The 19,329-nt window shown below is 28.9% G+C and carries 15 protein-coding genes; all 15 read left to right on the top strand.

What is annotated here, in order from left to right:
• Positions 1–129 precede the first annotated feature (129 nt).
• The 15 genes from I4V51_RS05440 (at position 130) to I4V51_RS05370 (ending at position 19,315) form a co-directional block, all read left to right on the top strand.
• Positions 130–1,209: an undecaprenyldiphospho-muramoylpentapeptide beta-N-acetylglucosaminyltransferase gene (locus I4V51_RS05440; RefSeq protein WP_195987304.1), complete on the top strand. Its 1,080-nt coding sequence runs from the start codon at positions 130–132 to the stop codon at positions 1,207–1,209.
• A gap of 138 nt (positions 1,210–1,347) precedes the next feature.
• Positions 1,348–1,785: a flavodoxin domain-containing protein gene (locus tag I4V51_RS05435; RefSeq protein ID WP_195987303.1), complete on the top strand. Its 438-nt coding sequence runs from the start codon at positions 1,348–1,350 to the stop codon at positions 1,783–1,785.
• A 144-nt stretch (positions 1,786–1,929) separates the two neighbouring features.
• A complete protein-coding gene (gene nifJ / locus I4V51_RS05430; RefSeq protein WP_195987302.1) occupies positions 1,930–5,448 on the top strand; it encodes a pyruvate:ferredoxin (flavodoxin) oxidoreductase in 3,519 nt (1,172 codons plus the stop codon).
• Positions 5,449–5,634: 186 nt separating this feature from the next.
• Positions 5,635–5,961 (top strand): DUF1292 domain-containing protein, encoded by a 327-nt coding sequence (locus tag I4V51_RS05425; protein WP_195987301.1) that lies wholly within the window; start codon positions 5,635–5,637, stop codon positions 5,959–5,961.
• A 261-nt stretch (positions 5,962–6,222) separates the two neighbouring features.
• On the top strand, positions 6,223–7,050 hold the full coding sequence (locus tag I4V51_RS05420; RefSeq protein WP_195987300.1) for a PHP domain-containing protein: 828 nt from the start codon (positions 6,223–6,225) through the stop codon (positions 7,048–7,050).
• Positions 7,051–7,063: 13 nt separating this feature from the next.
• Positions 7,064–8,257 carry a pyridoxal phosphate-dependent aminotransferase gene (locus I4V51_RS05415; RefSeq protein WP_195987299.1) on the top strand — a complete coding sequence of 398 codons (1,194 nt, stop codon included), beginning with the start codon at positions 7,064–7,066 and terminating at the stop codon, positions 8,255–8,257.
• 101 nt (positions 8,258–8,358) lie between these two features.
• Entirely contained in the window at positions 8,359–8,997 is a 639-nt protein-coding gene (locus tag I4V51_RS05410) for an HAD-IB family hydrolase (RefSeq protein ID WP_195987298.1), read from the top strand.
• A 27-nt stretch (positions 8,998–9,024) separates the two neighbouring features.
• Positions 9,025–9,831 carry an aminotransferase class IV gene (locus I4V51_RS05405; RefSeq protein ID WP_195987297.1) on the top strand — a complete coding sequence of 269 codons (807 nt, stop codon included), beginning with the start codon at positions 9,025–9,027 and terminating at the stop codon, positions 9,829–9,831.
• A 94-nt stretch (positions 9,832–9,925) separates the two neighbouring features.
• Positions 9,926–10,597 (top strand): hypothetical protein, encoded by a 672-nt coding sequence (locus tag I4V51_RS05400; protein ID WP_195987296.1) that lies wholly within the window; start codon positions 9,926–9,928, stop codon positions 10,595–10,597.
• A 233-nt stretch (positions 10,598–10,830) separates the two neighbouring features.
• The gene (locus tag I4V51_RS05395; protein WP_195987295.1) at positions 10,831–11,931 is read left to right on the top strand and encodes a galactose ABC transporter substrate-binding protein; all 1,101 of its coding nucleotides are present in this window, start codon (positions 10,831–10,833) and stop codon (positions 11,929–11,931) included.
• A 113-nt stretch (positions 11,932–12,044) separates the two neighbouring features.
• Entirely contained in the window at positions 12,045–13,544 is a 1,500-nt protein-coding gene (locus I4V51_RS05390) for a sugar ABC transporter ATP-binding protein (RefSeq protein WP_195987294.1), read from the top strand.
• 18 nt (positions 13,545–13,562) lie between these two features.
• Positions 13,563–14,789: a galactose/methyl galactoside ABC transporter permease MglC gene (gene mglC, locus I4V51_RS05385; protein ID WP_195987293.1), complete on the top strand. Its 1,227-nt coding sequence runs from the start codon at positions 13,563–13,565 to the stop codon at positions 14,787–14,789.
• 146 nt (positions 14,790–14,935) lie between these two features.
• Positions 14,936–16,534, top strand: coding sequence for a response regulator (locus tag I4V51_RS05380; RefSeq protein ID WP_195987292.1), 1,599 nt, complete (start codon positions 14,936–14,938; stop codon positions 16,532–16,534).
• Between the two features lie 5 nt (positions 16,535–16,539).
• Entirely contained in the window at positions 16,540–18,360 is a 1,821-nt protein-coding gene (locus I4V51_RS05375) for a sensor histidine kinase (RefSeq protein WP_195987291.1), read from the top strand.
• Complete coding sequence (locus tag I4V51_RS05370; protein WP_195987290.1) at positions 18,347–19,315, top strand: substrate-binding domain-containing protein; 969 nt, start codon at positions 18,347–18,349, stop codon at positions 19,313–19,315. Before I4V51_RS05375 ends, I4V51_RS05370 begins: the two co-directional genes overlap by 14 nt.
• Positions 19,316–19,329: the final 14 nt, after the last annotated feature.

Genomic DNA, 19,329 nt, shown 5'->3' with positions numbered 1-19,329 from the left:
AGAGTTGAAATTTGGTTAAAATCTTAATAAAAGTATTTAAGGTAAATATTTAAAATTTGTGTAAAACTATATTATTTTAATAAATATAAATAATAGTATAGATACATTAATAATCAATGAGGTGTTTTAATGAGTAAGTACAAGATTATAATGACTGGTGGGGGAACAGCAGGACATGTAACTCCTAATTTAGCTTTAGTTCCAAAGTTAAAAGAGAAAGACTTTGAGATAAAGTATATAGGGAGTTATGAAGGAATTGAAAAAGAGATTATAGGTGATGCGGGAATACCTTATTATGCAATTTCATCAGGAAAATTAAGAAGATATTTTGATATGAAGAATTTTTCTGATCCATTTAAGGTAATGAAAGGTGTAATGCAAGCAAGTAAAATCTTATCAAAAGAAAAGCCAGATGTTATTTTCTCAAAGGGAGGTTTTGTTGCTGTTCCAGTAGTTATTGCTGCATCAATGAAGAAGATACCGGTAGTATCTCATGAATCAGATTTAACACCAGGTCTTGCAAATAAGCTATCAGCTCCATTTTGTGATAAATTATGTGTAACTTTTAGAGAAAGTTTAAGTTATATAAAAGATGGAAAAGGTGAATTAACAGGTACTCCGATAAGAGAAGAGATATTAAAAGGAAATAGAATAAGTGGAAAAGAAATTTGTAAATTTAATCAGGATAAAGAAGTTATTTTAGTTATTGGTGGTAGTTTAGGTGCTAAAAATATAAATGATGAAGTTAGATATCATATAAATGATATATTAAAAAACTTTAATATAATCCATATATGTGGTAAGGGAAATTTAGATAAATCATTAGATGGGGTAGAGGGATATAAACAGTTTGAATATGTTAAAGAAGATTTACCACATTTACTTAAATATGCTGATTTTATAATTTCTAGAGCTGGGGCAAATGTAATATTTGAATTATTAGCATTAAAAAAGCCAACATTATTAATACCATTATCTAAAAAAAGTAGTAGGGGAGATCAAATCTTAAATGCTAATTCTTTCAAAAAAGAAGGGTATTCTTTAGTTTTAGATGAAGATGAAATGATGGAAAAGCATAACTTAATGGAAAAACTTTTAGAATTACAAGAAAGAAAAAATGATTTTATTAAAAATATGAATAATAGCCAAATGAAAAATGGTGTTGATGCAATTATAAATGTAATAATGAATAGTATTAAGAAAAAATGATTTTGCATATAAGCGTTTTCAAGAAAATAAATTTTAAAATATGGATGTAAAGAACTTGAAAAAAATTTTTAGTGTTATATAATGAAATTAATGGAAAATTTAACATAATAATCTAACAAAAGTAGAAGAGGTGCTAAAATGAAAAAAGTTTCAATAATATATTGGAGTAATGGTGGAAATGTTGAAATTATAGCAAATGCTATAGCAGAAGGAGCTAGTATAGGAGATGTAGAAGTTGAAACAAAACATGTTGCAGATGCATCTATTACAGATGTTATAGAAGCAGATGCAGTAGCTTTTGGAAGCCCAGCAATGATAAACGATGATATAGAAGAAATAGATATGAAGCCTTTTATTAATAGTTTAAGAGGATTAGAAATTAAAAATAAGCCTTTAATATTATTTGGATCATGTGGATGGCGTGATACTAAGTTTATTGATAAATGGGAAAGTAATATGGAAGACTATGGATTTAATGTTTTAGGAAAGTTAACAGTTAAGGATTCTATTGAACAAAATAACTTGATGAAGGCTAAGGAATTAGGGAAGTTATTAACTTCAGAAATGGAATTTTAATTTGTTTCATATCTACTAAGTGAATAAATTATGCAGTTTATGTAAGCAACAATGGTATATTATTGAAATTAAATATAGTTTAATTCGATATATACCATATTATTTATATGCTTAATTTTAAAAAAGGGAAGCGAGGTAGACAAGATGAGAAAAATGAAGACTATGGATGGTAACACTGCTGCTGCACACGTATCATATGCGTTTACAGAAGTAACTGCTATTTATCCTATAACTCCATCATCACCAATGGCAGAACATGTTGATGAATGGGTTGCACAAGGTAGAAAAAATATTTTTGGACAACCAGTAAAGGTTATGGAAATGCAATCAGAGGGAGGAGCAGCAGGAGCGGTTCATGGATCATTACAGGCTGGAGCTTATACTACTACATATACAGCTTCACAAGGTTTATTATTAATGATTCCTAATATGTACAAGATATCTGGAGAGAGACTTCCAGGGGTTATACATGTGTCTGCTAGAGCACTAGCAACATCTTCATTAAATATTTTTGGAGACCATCAAGATGTTATGGCTGCAAGACAAACTGGTTTTGCGATGCTTGCAGAGGGTTCAGTTCAAGAAGTTATGGATTTATCAGCAGTTGCACATTTAGCTGCTATAAAAACTAGAATTCCATTTATGAACTTCTTTGATGGGTTTAGGACATCACATGAAATTCAAAAAATTGAAGTTTTAGAATATGATGAGTTAGGCAAGCTAGTTGATTGGGATGCAGTAAAAGAATTTAGACAATCTGCATTAAATCCAGATCATCCAGTAACTAGAGGTACAGCTCAAAATCCAGATATATATTTCCAAACAAGAGAAGCTGTAAACAGATTCTATGATGATATTCCAGAAGTAGTAGAAGGATATATGGCTGAAATAACTAAATTAACAGGAAGAGAGTATCATTGCTTCGATTATTATGGAGCAAAAGATGCTGATAGAGTAATAATTGCTATGGGCTCAGGAACTGATGTTGCTGAAGAAACAGTAGATTATTTAAATGCTAGAGGAGAAAAGGTTGGTGTTGTAAAGGTTAGACTTTATAGACCATTCTCAATAGAAAAATTATTAGCTGCAATTCCAGATACAGTTAAGAAAATTGCAGTTTTGGATAGAACTAAGGAACCAGGATCAATAGGTGAGCCATTATACTTAGATGTAGTAAGTGCATTTGCAGGTAAGGGAAATGCTCCAATTATAGTTGGTGGTAGATATGGATTAGGTTCAAAGGATCCAAATCCTTCAGATATAGCAGCTGTTTATGCTAACCTTTCTAAGGACGAGCCTAAGAATGGATTTACGATTGGTATAGTTGATGATGTAACATTTACTTCGCTTGAAACAGTAGAAGATATAGATGCTACTCCAGAAGGAACTAAGGCTTGTAAATTCTGGGGATTAGGTTCAGATGGTACTGTTGGTGCTAATAAAAGTGCTATTAAGATTATCGGTGACCATACTGATATGTATGCTCAAGGATATTTCTCATATGACTCTAAGAAATCAGGTGGTATAACAGTTTCTCACTTAAGATTTGGTAAGAAGCCAATTAAATCACCATATTTAATAGATAAAGCTGATTTTGTAGCATGTCACAATCAATCATATGTTTATAAATATAATGTATTAGATGGATTAAAGAAAAATGGTAAGTTCTTATTGAATACAATTTGGACACCTGAAGAATTAGATGAAAAATTACCAGCAGAAATGAAGAAAACTATAGCTGAAAAGAATATAGAATTCTATACATTAAATGCTGTTAAGATAGCCCAAGAAATTGGACTTGGTGGAAGAATAAATATGATAATGCAAGCTGCATTCTTTAAAATAGCTAATATAATTCCAGTTGATGAAGCTATAGCGTATTTAAAACAAGCAGTTGTAACATCATATGGGAAAAAAGGTGAAAAAGTAGTTAATATGAATAATGCTGCTATAGATGCAGGTGTTGAAGCTATAGTTAAGATAGATGTTCCAGCAACTTGGATAAATGCAGTAGAATCAGAAGTATCTACTACTAAAGAAATTCCAGCCTTTATAAAAGACATAGTTGACCCTATGAATAGACAAGAAGGATTTGGATTACCAGTTTCTACATTTGTTAAGCATGGTATGGAAGATGGTACATTCATGGCTGGTACTGCAGCTTATGAAAAGAGAGGAATTGCAATTAATGTTCCAGAATGGGTACCTGAAAATTGTATTCAATGTAATCAATGTGCTGTAGTATGTCCACATGCTGCAATAAGACCATTCTTATTAACTGGTGAAGAGGCTGAAAAAGCACCTGCTTCAATGAAGATTACTGATGCTAAGGCATTAAAGACAGAAGTTCCATATAAGTTCTCAATTGGTATTACACCTCTTGATTGTACGGGTTGTGGAAATTGTGCTGAAGTATGTCCAGCTAAGAATAAGGCTTTAGTTATGAAGCCACAAGATAGTCAACATGACCAAATTGAGGCTTGGGACTATGCAACTACAGAAGTATCTGCTAAGAAGAACCCAATGAATAAGAACACTTTAAAGGGTAGCCAATTTGAGCAACCACTTCTTGAGTTCTCAGGTGCTTGTGCAGGGTGTGGAGAAACACCATATGCTAAACTTGTAACTCAATTATTTGGTGATAGAATGATGGTAGCTAATGCTACTGGATGTTCTTCAATTTGGGGAGGATCTGCTCCAGCAACGCCATATACAGTTAACCATAATGGGCATGGTCCAGCTTGGGCAAACTCATTATTTGAAGATAATGCTGAGTATGGCTTAGGTATGTTCTTAGGAGTTAAAGCTATCAGAGATAGAATTGCTGAAAATGTAAAAGTTGCATTAGACAGTGATTTAGCTGATGATACTAAAACTGTATTAAAAGATTGGTTAGATAATATGGATGAAAGTGCTGGAACTAGAGAAAGAGCAAATGCTTTATCAACTGCACTTGAAAATTGTGATTCTGAAATAGCTAAAACTATTTTAAATGATAAAGAGTTCTTTGTGAAGAGATCTCAATGGATTTTTGGTGGAGATGGTTGGGCATATGATATCGGATACGGTGGACTTGACCATGTACTTGCATCAGGAGAAAACGTAAATGTATTAGTATTTGATACAGAGGTTTACTCAAATACTGGTGGACAATCTTCTAAGTCTACACCAACAGCTGCAATTGCTAAATTTGCTGCTTCTGGTAAGAGAACTAAGAAGAAAGACTTAGGAATGATGGCTATGAGTTATGGTTATGTATATGTTGCACAAGTTGCAATGGGAGCTGATAAGAACCAAGTTCTTAAGGCTATTTCAGAAGCTGAAAGTTATAATGGACCATCATTAATAATTGCTTATGCTCCATGTATTAACCATGGTATAAAAATAGGTATGACTAATTCACAATTAGAAACTAAGAAAGCTGTTGATTGTGGATATTGGGCAACTTATAGATATAATCCAGCACTAAAAGGAATTAAAAATCCATTTACTTTAGATTCAAAAGAACCTAAGGGAGATTTTAGAGAATTCCTAATGGGTGAAGTTAGATATGCTTCGTTAGCTAAAGCATTCCCAGAAGCAGCAGATGCTTTATTTGAAAAAACACAAGCTGATGCAATGGAAAGATTAGAAAATTATAGAAAGCTTGCTAATCAAGAATAGCAATAAATTAATAAAAAAGAGACGAAAGTCTCTTTTTTTTATTTTGTATTTATAGAAATATATCAAATTTTTATAAAAAAAATATATTTTTCTTTTATTTTCCTAAGAATAAGGGTACAATTATAAAGACTAGTTAAGTTAAGTAATAATTAATTATTTAACTTATTTATTAAGGAGGAATGTAAAATGGATAACGAATTAAATAAATGCGGCGAAGGCTGCGGATGCGGACACGATCATGATAGCCACGGATGTGGAGATAACTGTGGGTGTGGAGAACACGAACATGAACACTTTGTTGTTGATTTAGAAGATGATAACGGAAATGTTATATCTTGCCCAATAGTTGATGCATTTGAATTTGAAGAAAATGAATATGTATTAGCTCAAAATCCAGAAGATGAATCAGTTTACTTATTCAGATCAACTGAAGAAGGAGAACTTATAGTTCCAGAAGAAGCTGAATTTGATAAAGTAACAGAATATTATACTAACGTTTTAGCTGACGAATAATATTTAAAGAGATTATGCAAATTAATTTGTGTAATCTCTTTTTTTTTATATTAGTATAGTGAATTTTATTATTTGTTTTCAATTTACATTTTAAAGGTAAGATGATATATTTTTATTATGGGAAATATTACTTGGAAAATTTAAAAATAATATTAAAATTAAGATATTATAATATAAGTTAGAATAACAATTTGATAAGTAACTTAAACTAAGTAAAAGTCATAAATTAAAATTTCACTTAAAGAGAAAAAGGTGAATAAGATGAAGTATGCGGATTTACATATTCATTCAAATTATTCTGATGGAGTAAAGAGTCCAGAGGAAATAATTAAAATAGCAATAAAAGACAATATAAAGTATATCTCTATAACAGATCATGATTCTATATCATCACAGTATGTAACTAAAAATAATTATAAAGAAATAAATATAATTCCAGGAATAGAACTTAGCACTGAATATAAAGAAATGGAATTGCATATATTGGGGTATTTTATGGATATTGATAATAAGGAGTTACAAGAACTTGCAAAAGAGTTAAATACTCAACGAATAAAAAGAGTAGAAGATATACTATATAAATTGAATAAATATGATATTAACTTAGATATAGAAGATTTAGCTGTAGATATAGATGCAACTGTAGGAAGAAGTCATGTTGCAAATGCAATGGTTAAAAAAGGTTATTTCGATAATTATAAAAGTGCTTTTAGAAGTTTTTTAATTCAAGGAAAGCCTGGCTATGTTAAAGGATTTAGGTTAAATTATAAAGATTGTATAGATGTAATTAATAAAGCTGGAGGTGTAGCTATTTTAGCTCATCCCGGGCAAATATATAGAAAAATTGAAGTCGAAAATATCTTAAAGGAATTAAGATGCTTTGGTCTAAAGGGAATAGAGATATATCATCCAAGCCATTCACAAGGCGATATAAATAAATTTTTTAATTTATCAAAAAAGTATAAACTATGCATAACTGGAGGAAGTGATTATCATGGAAAAACATTAGGTTATGATAATCTATCAATAGGAAGTTATGGATTAAATGAAGAGTATTTAGAAAAATTTATTAAATTTAATAATAGATAATGGGGGCAAAATAATGGAACTATCAAGAAAAGCACAAAGAATAGAAGCATCAGTAACTTTAGCAATAACAGCAAAGGCTAAAGATATGAAGGAAAGTGGAATTGATGTAATTAGTTTTGGTGCAGGTGAACCAGACTTTAATACTCCACAAAATATAATTAATGCTGCTATAAAAGCTATGGAAGAGGGAAATACAAAGTATACTAATGTAAATGGAATACTTCCATTAAGAGAAGCCATATGTAAAAAATTTGAAAAAGATAATGGGTTAATATATAATCCATCTCAAATAGTTGTATCAACTGGGGCTAAGCAATCACTTGCAAATGCATTTTTAGCTATATTAAACCCAGGTGATGAGGTAATTGTACCAAGTCCTTATTGGGTTAGCTATCCTGAACTTATAGGATTAGCTGATGGAAAGGCTGTTTTTGTAGATAGTGATGAAAAATCTGCTTATAAATTTACTAGTGAAAACTTAGAAAAAGCAGTTACTACAAAAACAAAAGCTATTATATTAAATACTCCTAATAATCCAACAGGAACTATTTATAATAGAGATGAATTAATAGAAATTGCAGAATTTGCTAAAAAATATGATCTTATAATTGTTTCAGATGAAATGTATGAGAAGTTAATATATGATGGAAAGAAGCATGTAAGTATTGCTAGTGTTTCTCAAGATGCATATGAAAGAACTATTGTTATAAATGGATTATCTAAATCTTACGCTATGACAGGATGGAGATTAGGTTATTGTGGAGCTAGCGAAAAAATAGCAAAATTAATGACTAATATTCAAAGTCATATGACATCTAATGTTTGTTCAATAACTCAATATGCCGCAATAGAGGCTTTAAATGGATCACAGGATAAAGTTAGGGAAATGATTGTTGAGTTTGAGAAAAGAAGAAACTACATGGTTAAAACTTTAGAAGCGATGAATAACTTAAGCATAATTAAACCAGAAGGTGCATTTTATATTATGATAAATATTGATAAATGCTTAGGAAAAGAAATTAATGGAGAAAAAATAAATGATTCAATGGAGTTTTCAGCTAAATTATTAGAGTATGAAAAAGTAGCTGTTATTCCAGGAAAAGCTTTTGGATTAGATAATTATGTAAGAGTATCTTATGCAACTTCAATGAAATTAATTGAAAAAGGTTTAGAAAGAATTAATAATTTTGTTAATGAGTTAAAATAAAAAAGGGGCTGTAGCATATAAAATGCTCAGCCTTTATATAGTTAGTAATTAGTAATTAAACACTAATAATTTCTAACTAAAAAGGAGTTGGAGGAGTAGACGTGGAAAAATTAGCAATATTTGATATAGATTATACTATAACAAGAAAAGAAACTTTAATGGAATTTTTTAAATATATTGTATCTAAGGATATAAAAAATATAAAATTTTTACCAAGAGCATTATATTCTGGAGCAATGTATGGAATTAAAGTTTATGATGAGAAAAAGGTTAAAGAATGCTTTTTAAAGTTTATAGAAAATATAGAGGAAACAGAATTAGCTAAGCTTACTAAATCTTTTTATGATGAAAGATTAAGTACTATATTGTATAAAGATGCAGTTGATATGATAAAAAAGTTAAAAAGTGAAGGATACATGGTAGTATTAATATCAGCATCTCCAGAGTTTTATGTTAAAGAATTTTATGCAATTAAAGAAGTAGATTTAATAATTGGAACTAAATTTACTTTTGAGGGTGGAAAATTCATAAGAAAGATGAGCGGAAATAACTGTAAGGGTGAAGAAAAGGTTAGAAGATTAAATGAAGTATTAAAAGAAAAAAATATAAAAGTAGATTTTAAAAATTCATATATGTTCTCTGATTCTCTTTCAGATAAACCTTTATTAGATTTAGTAGGAAATCCATATTTAATTAATTATAAGAAAAAGCATGAAATAGAAATTTTAAGATGGAAATAAATAATCTTCAAAAGGAGTGTAATATTAATGGAAGCAATAAATAAATTTTATTTTAATAATGGAATAATATATCCTATTAATGAGTTTACTGATGAAGATTGTAAAGAAAAGATAATATATGAGGTCTTAAGAGTTGTTAATGGGAAACCAGTATTTTTAAAAGATCATTTATCTAGAATGAAGAAATCATTTGAATTAATAAATAAAGAATTTCCAGATAGTGAAGAAAATATAGAAAGTTTAATAATAAAGGTTATACAAAGTAATGATAATATTAATGGAAATATAAAGGTTACATATAATATAAATAATGGTAATTTCAAAATATATTATATAATGCATTGCTATCCAGAGGATGAGTACTATAAAAAGGGTATAAAGGTTATTCTTTATTATGGTGAAAGAGAAAATCCTAATTTAAAAATAGTAAGTACTGCATTTAGAGCTAAAATTTCAGAAAAAATTAAGGTTGCCAATGCTCATGAAGCATTATTGGTAGATAGAAATGGATTTATAACAGAAGGTAGCAAATCAAATTTCTTTGGAATAAAGGATAAAAAGATTATAACAGCTAAGGGTGAGGATGTCCTTAGAGGAATTACAAGACATAAAATATTTAAAATAGCAGAATTATTAGGTATAGAAGTGGATGAAAGAGATATAAGAGCTTCAGAAATAATAGATTTAGATGCATTATTTATATCAGGAACTTCAGTTGCTATATTACCAATATCTCAAGTAGATAATATTAAATTTGATGTTAATAATGAAACTTTAAGAAAAATAATGAAGGTTTATAATGAGCTCTTAGATGGAAGCAATAAGGTCAAATAGATTTAGTACTACAAGAATGCCGAAAATAAAATATTAATTTTCGGCACATAAGCTTTAGTACATAGTTTATATATTAGAATAGAAGGATGGGGCTATGGAATTAAATATTAAAAAAGAAATTGATACATATTTATTTGTAATATTTAAACTTATGTTAGGATTTTTTTTAGCAGCATTAGGAATAGTTTTTATGATAAATGCTAATTTAGGATTATCACCATGGGATGTATTACATCAAGGTATCACAAATGTAATTCCTATGACAATAGGACAAGCTAATATTGTAGTTGGAATAATAGTAGTTATATCTAGTATGTTTTTAGGAATAAAAATAGGTATAGGGACTATATTAAATACTATTCTTGTAGGAGTATTTATTGATTTAATAACAATTACTAAAGTTATCCCGATGGTACACAATTTATTTATAGGAATACTAATGTTAGTAGTAGGAATGATTTTTTTAGGTCTTGGAACATGTATTTATTTAAGTTGTGAATTAGGGTGTGGACCAAGGGATGGATTGATGACAGCATTAACTAGAATTACAAAAAAGCCTGTCAAATTAGTAAGAACAACTATTGAAATTTGTGCTCTAGTTTGCGGTTGGTTTTTAGGTGGCTATGTAGGTATTGGAACTATAATAACTGCAATAGTATTAGGGTATATTATTCAGTTATGGTGTAAAATTTTAAAGCTTGATATAGCAACATTAAATCATAGAAGTATATTAGATTATTTTAATAATATTATTAAGAAAGTATAATTTAAAATAAAGAGGTATATTAGAAAACTTATTAGTTATTCTAATATACCTCTTTTATATTTTATATATTATTTAAACTAATTATTGTGTAATGATAAAAAGAATTTCTAATAAATTAAAAGAATTTCGATAATTTTGAAAAGAATTTTGTATGGGTTTAAAACAATGAAAACGTTATAATTAAATTGTAAAAATTAAACAAATAAAAACGGGAATATTTTGGAGGGGTTAAAATGATTAAACTAAAAAAATTATTACCAATGGTTGTTGTTGCAACTATGATTGCAGGTTCTATGGCTGGATGTAGTTCAGGAAATGATACTAAGGGTGATTCTACTGATAAAGGAAAGACAGATTCTACTGAACAATCCAAAAAGGAAAATAGTGGGAATATATTAATTGGATCAGCGATATATAAGTTTGATGATACATTTATGACAGGAGTTCGTACTGCAATGGAAAATCAAGCAGATGAAGAGGGTGTAAAAATTGAGTTGGTTGACTCTCAAAATAAGCAACCAACACAAAATGAGCAGGTTGATACTTTTATAACTAAGGGAGTTAATGCGTTAGCTATAAATCCAGTTGATAGAACTGCAGCAGGACCAATAATCGAAAAGGCAAAAGCTAAAGATTTACCTATAGTATTTTTAAATCGTGAGCCAGAAGAAGCTGATATGGCAGGTTATGATAAGGTTTGGTATGTTGGAGCGAAGGCTGAGCAATCAGGAACTCAATCAGGTGAAATTATTGTAGATTACTTTAAAGCAAATCCTGAAGCAGATAAAAATGGAGATGGAGTTATTCAATATGTAATGTTACAAGGAGAGCCAGGACACCAAGATGCTACATTACGTACAGAATATTCTATAAAGGCTATTGAAGATGGTGGATTTAAAGCTGAAAAGCTTGCGGCTGATACAGCAATGTGGGATAAGGCTAAAGCAACTGACCTTATGAAGGCTTTTATAACTGGACAAGGATTAGATAAGATTGAAGCAGTTCTTTGTAATAATGATGATATGGCATTAGGAGCAATTGAGGCATTAAAAGCTGAAGGATATAACAAAGGTGATGCTTCTAAATATATACCTGTAGTTGGAGTTGACGCAACTGCGCCTGCACTTCAAGCAATGAAAGATGGTTCTCTTTTAGGTACAGTATTAAATGATGCAGAAAATCAAGGAAAAGCCACTGTTAATGTAGCTATAGCTGCATCTCAAGGTAAAGAAATAAATAAGGATACAGTAGGCTATGAAGTAACTGATGGCAAATATATTTGGATTGATTATGTTAAGGTTACTCAAGAAAACTATCAAGACTACTTAAAGTAGTTATGAGTTAGTAGTTAGTAGTTAGGAGTTATGATTGAAGCTCCTTAAGGAGTTTCTTCATTTACTACTAACTACTAATTAAAAACTAATAGCTATCCGAAAGGGGTGTTTAAATGGGTGAGTATATATTAGAAATGAATAATATAACTAAGGTTTTTCCAGGGGTAAAAGCTTTAGATAATGTAACTTTAAAAGTAAGAAAAGGTACTGTTCATGCGTTAATGGGTGAAAATGGAGCAGGAAAATCAACTTTGATGAAATGTCTTTTTGGTGTTTATGAAGAAGATGGTGGAGAAATAATATTAGATGGAAAAAAAGAAGTTATTACGTCCTCAAAACAAGCATTAGATTTAGGAATATCAATGATACATCAAGAGTTACATCCAATAAGATTTAGGCCAGTAATGGAGAATATATGGCTTGGAAGATTTCCTATGAGAGGAATTGCTGTAGATAAAAAAGCAATGATAAGAAAAACAGAAGAATTATTTAAAGAAGTTGGATTAGACATTAATCCAGAAATTTTAGCAGGAAATTTATCTGCATCAACATTACAATTAGTTGAAATTGCAAAGGCTGTTAGCTATAATTCAAAAATAATTATTATGGACGAGCCTACATCTTCATTAACAATAAATGAAACTGAACATTTATTTAAAATAATAAATCAGTTAAGGGATAAGGGATGTGCAATTATATATATATCTCATAAGATGGAAGAAATTTTAAAGATATCTGATGAAGTTACTATTATGAGGGATGGTCAATATGTAGGTACTTGGCATTCTAGGGAGCTTACAACAGATCTTATTATAAAGCGTATGGTTGGTCGTGATATGACTAATAGATTTCCAGACAAAGATTATGAAGTGCAAAGTGAAGTAGTACTTAAAGTTGATAATTTATGTTCAAGTGACAATAGATCATTTAAAAATGTAAATTTTGAGCTACATAAAGGTGAAATATTAGGAATAGGTGGACTTGTAGGAGCTCAAAGAACTGAACTTGTAGAAGCTATATTTGGGTTAAGAAAAATAGAATCTGGAACCATCTATAAGGATGGAAAGGAGATTATTATAAATAATGTTAAGGATGCAAAAAAACAAGGATTTGCATTATTAACAGAGGAAAGAAGAGCAACGGGTATATTTGGAATACTTTCTGTTTTAGATAATACAGTTATTGCTAATCAGAAGCAATACTCTAATTGGGGAGTATTAAGAGAAAGTGCAAGGTATGAAGCGGCAAAGGAATCAAACCAAAATCTAAAAACTAAAACACCTACATTAAATGAAGATATTCAAAATCTTTCAGGTGGAAACCAACAAAAGGTTTTAATAGCAAGATGGCTTTTAACAAATCCGGATATATTAATATTAGATGAACCTACAAGAGGGATTGATGTAGGAGCTAAGTATGAAATTTATTCAATTATGATAGAGCTTGCAAAAAAAGGAAAATCAATTATTATGATTTCATCTGAGATGCCAGAACTTTTAGGTATATCAGATAGAATAATGGTAATGTGTGAAGGCAGAGTTACTGGTATATTAGATAAAGATGAAGCAGACGAAGTAAAAATAATGAGTTATTCAACTAAGTTTATTAAGTAATGAAAGAGGGGGATATATATGGGAAATGCAAAAATTATTTCTAATAAAAAGTATTCAGAAATGTTTTTGATTATGGGAGCTATTATTTTAGCTTTAGGAATAATATTAAAATTTGTTTTAGATAGAGCTGTTTTTTATGATTTACCTATTTATGTAATGCTTGTAGGAGTTGGCTTATTAATATATGGATCAAGAAGGTTTTTTGATAAAAAGAATAGCAATATGGAAGTTGAAATTTCAGCTAAAACAGCTAAGAACTTTTTAACTAACAATGCTATTATAATAGCACTTTTAGCGTTAGTAGTAGTTATAATGATAATACAACCAAGATTTATGCAATATCAAGTTGCTTTAGACATATTAACACAATCATCCACTAAAATGATAATTGCTCTTGGTATATGTTTTACATTGTTAATTGCAGGTACAGACCTTTCAGCAGGGCGTATGGTTGGACTTGCAGCTGTAATATCAACATCAATGTTACAAACATCAGATTATGCAAATAGATTCTTTCCGGACTTACCTCAATTAGCTGTTATTATTCCAATAATTGCAGCAGTAGTTGCTTGTATGATTTTTGGATGTATAAATGGATTTTTAGTTGCAAAATATGATATGCATCCATTTATAGCAACATTGGCAGTTCAAGTAATAGTGTATGGTGTTTGTTCTCTATATTTTGATATGGCACCAAATAGATCACAACCAATAGGGGGAGTAAGACCAGACTTTATTGCATTAGGTCAAACTAAACTATTCCAAATAGGAGATTTTCCCGGAATATCAATATTGGTACCAATTGCATTAGCTTTTGTTGTATTAGTATGGTTTATATTAAATAAAACTGTATTTGGTAAGAATGTTTATGCTATTGGAGGAAATAGAGAAGCTGCAATAGTATCAGGTGTAAATGTATTTGCAACAATAATGGGAATATTTGTTTTTGCATCATTATTATATGGTGTTGGTGGTATTCTTGAAGCTGCAAGAACAGCAGGTGCAACTAATAACTACGGAAATGGATATGAGCTAGATGCCATAGCCGCCTGTGTTGTCGGAGGAGTTTCTCTTAACGGTGGTGTAGGTAAGGTTAGTGGAATTGTAAGCGGTGTTTTAATATTTACAGTTATACAATATGGATTACAATTTATAGCTGTTAGTCCTATGTGGCAACAAGTTATTAAAGGTGTAATTATTGCTGTAGCAGTTGCAATTGACCTTTCTAAATATAGAAGAAAATAATCCATAAGTTTTAAGCAGTCACCTTAAGGTGACTGCTTTTGTTATAATTTAAATAATATATCACTTTACTTATTTTTACAAAATATAAATAAAGTGATATAATTAGTAAAGGATTACACTAGAAGAAGTAGAGGGTGATTTAATAAATGGAATTATATAAAATTCTTATTGTTGATGATGAGGAAGAAATTAGACTTGGTGTTATTAAAAAAATAAATTGGGAAAGCTATGGATTTAAGGTTATAGGAGATGCAGCTAACGGGGTAGAAGCATGGGAGAAAGCTACTAATTTAAAGCCGGATATAGTAATGACAGATATTAGAATGCCTTTTATGGATGGATTAGAATTAAGTGCAAAAATACAAGAGATTATGCCAGCTACAAAAATAATAATTTTTTCTGGGTGTGATGATTTTGAATATGCGCAGAAAGCTATAAGTATAAATGTTTCTGAGTATGTTTTAAAACCAATTAACTCTGAAAATCTAATAGAAATACTAAAAAAATTAAAATGTAAGTTAGATGAAGAATATGATGAAAAAAGAAATGTTGAAGTGTTACAAAAATACTATGCTGAAAGTATACCTGTAATGAGGGAACAGTTTTTAACGGCAGCAATTGAAGGAAAAATATATAATGTAAACTTAAAAGAAAAACTAGATGGGTTAAGAATTAATTTTATATTTGAAAATTTTACTGTAGGAATTATTAACCTAGATATTAATAATGATAATGTAATATTTAAAGAAAATGATAAATTACTTCCTATATCAGCTCAAAAAATATTGCAAGATATAATGAAAAATATCTGTGAATTTACTAGTTTTTTGTATTTAGATAATGTAATAGTAATTGGAAATTTAAAAGAAAAAGAAGAATTGAATTGTTTTATTAATGGACTTAATGAAGTTTGTAGAAGTTTTAAAAAAATTATAAAGGGAAGTATGGTAATTGGATTAGGTAAGGTTTATAAGAATTTTAGAAATATTAATTTATCATATAAAGAAGCTAAAAATGCTTTAGAGTACAAGGTTATTTTAGGGAGAGAAAAAGTAATATATATAGAAGATGTAGAACCAGATATGTCTAAGAGTCTTGATTTTAATGAGAATTTAGAAAGAAAATTTGTTGATGCAATAAAAGTGGGAACTGCTACTGATATAGATAATATTTTAAAGCAAATATTTAATATAGAAAGTATGGGATTATTACCTATAAATGAATTTAGGGTATATGGAATAGAAGTTTTAACATCATTAATTAAAACAATAAAATCGTACAATTTAAATATATCAGAAATAATAGGTGAAGATTTTAATAATTATTTATACTTGAATAATTTAAATTCAATTCTAGAAATAAAAGAATGGTTTAAAGACGCAGCCAATAAAGCAAATGAAGCTATTAAGAATGAGAGAATTAACTCATCTAAAATACTTGTAGATAAAGCTAAAAAATATATAAAGGAAAACTATAATGATTATGAACTTTCTGTAGATAAAATGTGTTTAGTTTTACATTTAAGCCCTGCTTATTTTTCTACAATATTCAAGAAGGAGACAGGAGTAAGTTTTATTAATTATTTAACTGATATAAGAATGGAGGAAGCGATAAGGCTTTTAAACACAACAGATGGTAAGACAAGTATTATAGGGCAAAGTGTTGGATACTTAGAACCAAATTATTTTAGTTATGTTTTTAAGAAAAAGTTTGGAATTTCTCCTACAAGATATAGAAAGAGATAACTATTATGTTCAATAAATTTAAAATAAGGATAAATAAAATAAAAAAATGGTATAAATTAAATAGCATAAAAAAGGTAATAGCTACATCATTTACAGCTATAGCAGCTATTGGAATACTAACCTTAGGTGCAATATTATATTTAAGATATGTAGAGTCCACGGAGAAGATTATTTCAAAAAATAATGTTCTTTTTATAGATCAGGTAAATCAAAATTTAGATAATTATTTGCGTAATATGATGAAAATATCTAATGCCGTATATTATCAAGTAATAAAAAAGACAAACTTTTCTAACGATGATATAAGTGAAGAGTTAAATTTATTATATGAGGCTAATAAAGATTCACTAGTAAGTATAGGGGTATTCTCAGAATATGGACAAGTTATAGCTGCACAACCATTAACACAAGTAAAGAATTATGTTGATCCTAGACAAAGTGATTGGTTTATAAAAGCAAAAGGAAAAAGTGAAAATCTACATTTTTCTACTCCTCATGTTCAAAATTTATTTATAGATCCAGATTATAAGTATAGGTGGGTAGTATCATTAAGTAGGGCTGTTGATATAACTAATAATGGTAAGATAAGCTCTGGAGTATTGTTGGTTGATATGAATTTTACAGGAATAGAACAACTTTTTAAAAATGTTTCTATGGATAATTCTTCTTATATTTATCTTATAGATGGAGAGGGCGAGATAATATATCATCCAAGGCAACAATTAATTTATGCAAATCTAATTGATGAGAATAATATTATAGCTTCTGATTATGAGGATGGAAATCATAAAGAGAAGTTTCAAGGAAATAGTAGATTAATTACTGTTAAGACAGTTGGCTATACGGGGTGGAAGATAGTATGTGTAACTCCAATGAATGATATAATGTATAATTATGGTGAAATGGGGATATTTTCTATATTTATTATGTTATTATTTATTACAATAATTACATTTTCTAATGTTTTTGTATCAACTAGGATAACAAATCCAATAACAGAGCTTGAAAAAAGTGTTAAGAAGCTTGAAAATGGTGAGAGTGATATAGAAATATTAGTAGATGGTTCTTATGAAGTTAGGCATTTAGCAAAAGCAATAAGGTCAATGGTAAATCAAATGCATTTACTTATGGATAATATAGTTAAAGAACAAGAGGCGAAAAGAAAAAGTGAACTTAATGCACTTCAGGCTCAAATAAATCCTCATTTTTTATATAATACTTTAGATTCGATAATATGGATGATAGAAAATGAAAATTATGATGGAGCAATAAAAATGGTAACTGCTTTAGCAAAATTATTTAGGATAAGTTTGAGTAAAGGAAAAAATATAATTTCATTGAAAGATGAAATCGAACATGTGCGAAATTATTTAACAATTCAGAGTATACGTTATAAAAATAAGTTTGAGTATTTTATAGAATATGATGACAATACATTAAATCTTTGTAGCTTAAAATTAGTAATACAGCCTTTGGTTGAAAATGCTATAAAACACGGTATGGAATTTATGGATGGGGAGGGTGAGATTGTAATTAAAGCATATATAAATGAATGTGATTTATTTATAGATGTAATTGATAATGGATTTGGAATGACCCAGGAAAATGCTGAAGCAATTTTGAGTGGAAATGTTAAGTTAAATAGTAAAGGATCTGGAATAGGGTTAAAAAATGTTAATGAAAGAATAAAAATTTGTTTTGGAAGTAAGTATGGACTAAGTATATTTAGCGAATTAGATGAAGGCACAACTGTTAGGATTCATATGCCGTGTATATTAGTTGAGGATTATTTTAATAATGGAGATAGTAAATATGAAAAAAAGTAAAAAAATAAATTTGATTGTGTTAATTATATTACTTATTCTATCATTTATATTACTTTTTTGTGATTTATTATTTAGGGATAAAAATAAGACTTATCAAATTTCAGTTATAGCTTCAGGTAAAAGTGATGAAAGTTTTATGATATTAAAAGAGGGGGCAGAACAAGCAGCCTTAGAAATGAATGCTGATATAAGATTTTTATTTTTATCTAAGGATAACAACGAAGAAGAGCAAATAGATCTTATTAAGAGAGAATGTGATAATGAAGTAGATGCTTTATTAATAAAGCCAATAGAAACTGAAGAGGTAATAAGTACAATTGAGTATGCAAGGAAGAAGGTTCCAGTTGTATTGATGCAATCTTCAATAGATACAAAAAGTTATGTAAATAAAGTAATGTGTGATGAATATAATTTAGGAAGAAAGCTAGCAGAAGAGGCATTAAATAATATAAGTAAGAGTAAAAATATAATGATTATTACAAGTGATGATGAAAGTACAAGCTATTATGAAAGATATAAGGGTATCTTAGATTTGTTAGATGAAAATAATAATAATTATTTTATATCTAGTATTGATAATTATACAGATTATAGGGTGTTAAATAGCATGATAGAGTCAAGTAATTTAGGGGCAATAATATGTATAGATAGAAATATTACAGAGAAAATAGCAGAACTGAAAAAGAAAATTATAAGTGAAAATCAAAATAATAATACATTAATTCTGGGTGTAGGAAATACAAATAAAATAATTTCATTATTGGAAGAAAGAATAATAAACGCAACAGCAGTTCAAAATGAATTTAATATTGGTTATATAGCTGTAAAAAATGCAATTGAACTTAATTCTGGAGAAAAAGTTGAAAAGTTAAAATTAATAAAATCCACGGTAATAGAAAGTGATGATATGTACTCGCCTAAAAATGAAAGAATTTTATTTCAATTTGTTAGATAAGAGGAGGAATAAAA

It is taken from the genome of Clostridium sp. D53t1_180928_C8 (assembly GCF_015667795.1).
In the GTDB taxonomy this organism is placed as follows: Bacteria; Bacillota; Clostridia; order Clostridiales; family Clostridiaceae; genus Clostridium.
This window is presented reverse-complemented; position numbering and strand designations above follow the sequence as displayed.

What these genes read in the sequence shown, in the direction of transcription:
- I4V51_RS05440 (WP_195987304.1), top strand. Translation starts at nt 130, where the DNA reads ATGAGTAAGTACAAGATTATAATGACTGGTGGGGGAACAGCAGGACAT.
- I4V51_RS05435 (WP_195987303.1), top strand. Translation starts at nt 1,348, where the DNA reads ATGAAAAAAGTTTCAATAATATATTGGAGTAATGGTGGAAATGTTGAA.
- nifJ (WP_195987302.1), top strand. Translation starts at nt 1,930, where the DNA reads ATGAGAAAAATGAAGACTATGGATGGTAACACTGCTGCTGCACACGTA.
- I4V51_RS05425 (WP_195987301.1), top strand. Translation starts at nt 5,635, where the DNA reads ATGGATAACGAATTAAATAAATGCGGCGAAGGCTGCGGATGCGGACAC.
- I4V51_RS05420 (WP_195987300.1), top strand. Translation starts at nt 6,223, where the DNA reads ATGAAGTATGCGGATTTACATATTCATTCAAATTATTCTGATGGAGTA.
- I4V51_RS05415 (WP_195987299.1), top strand. Translation starts at nt 7,064, where the DNA reads ATGGAACTATCAAGAAAAGCACAAAGAATAGAAGCATCAGTAACTTTA.
- I4V51_RS05405 (WP_195987297.1), top strand. Translation starts at nt 9,025, where the DNA reads ATGGAAGCAATAAATAAATTTTATTTTAATAATGGAATAATATATCCT.
- I4V51_RS05400 (WP_195987296.1), top strand. Translation starts at nt 9,926, where the DNA reads ATGGAATTAAATATTAAAAAAGAAATTGATACATATTTATTTGTAATA.
- I4V51_RS05395 (WP_195987295.1), top strand. Translation starts at nt 10,831, where the DNA reads ATGATTAAACTAAAAAAATTATTACCAATGGTTGTTGTTGCAACTATG.
- I4V51_RS05390 (WP_195987294.1), top strand. Translation starts at nt 12,045, where the DNA reads ATGGGTGAGTATATATTAGAAATGAATAATATAACTAAGGTTTTTCCA.
- mglC (WP_195987293.1), top strand. Translation starts at nt 13,563, where the DNA reads ATGGGAAATGCAAAAATTATTTCTAATAAAAAGTATTCAGAAATGTTT.
- I4V51_RS05380 (WP_195987292.1), top strand. Translation starts at nt 14,936, where the DNA reads ATGGAATTATATAAAATTCTTATTGTTGATGATGAGGAAGAAATTAGA.
- I4V51_RS05375 (WP_195987291.1), top strand. Translation starts at nt 16,540, where the DNA reads ATGTTCAATAAATTTAAAATAAGGATAAATAAAATAAAAAAATGGTAT.
- I4V51_RS05370 (WP_195987290.1), top strand. Translation starts at nt 18,347, where the DNA reads ATGAAAAAAAGTAAAAAAATAAATTTGATTGTGTTAATTATATTACTT.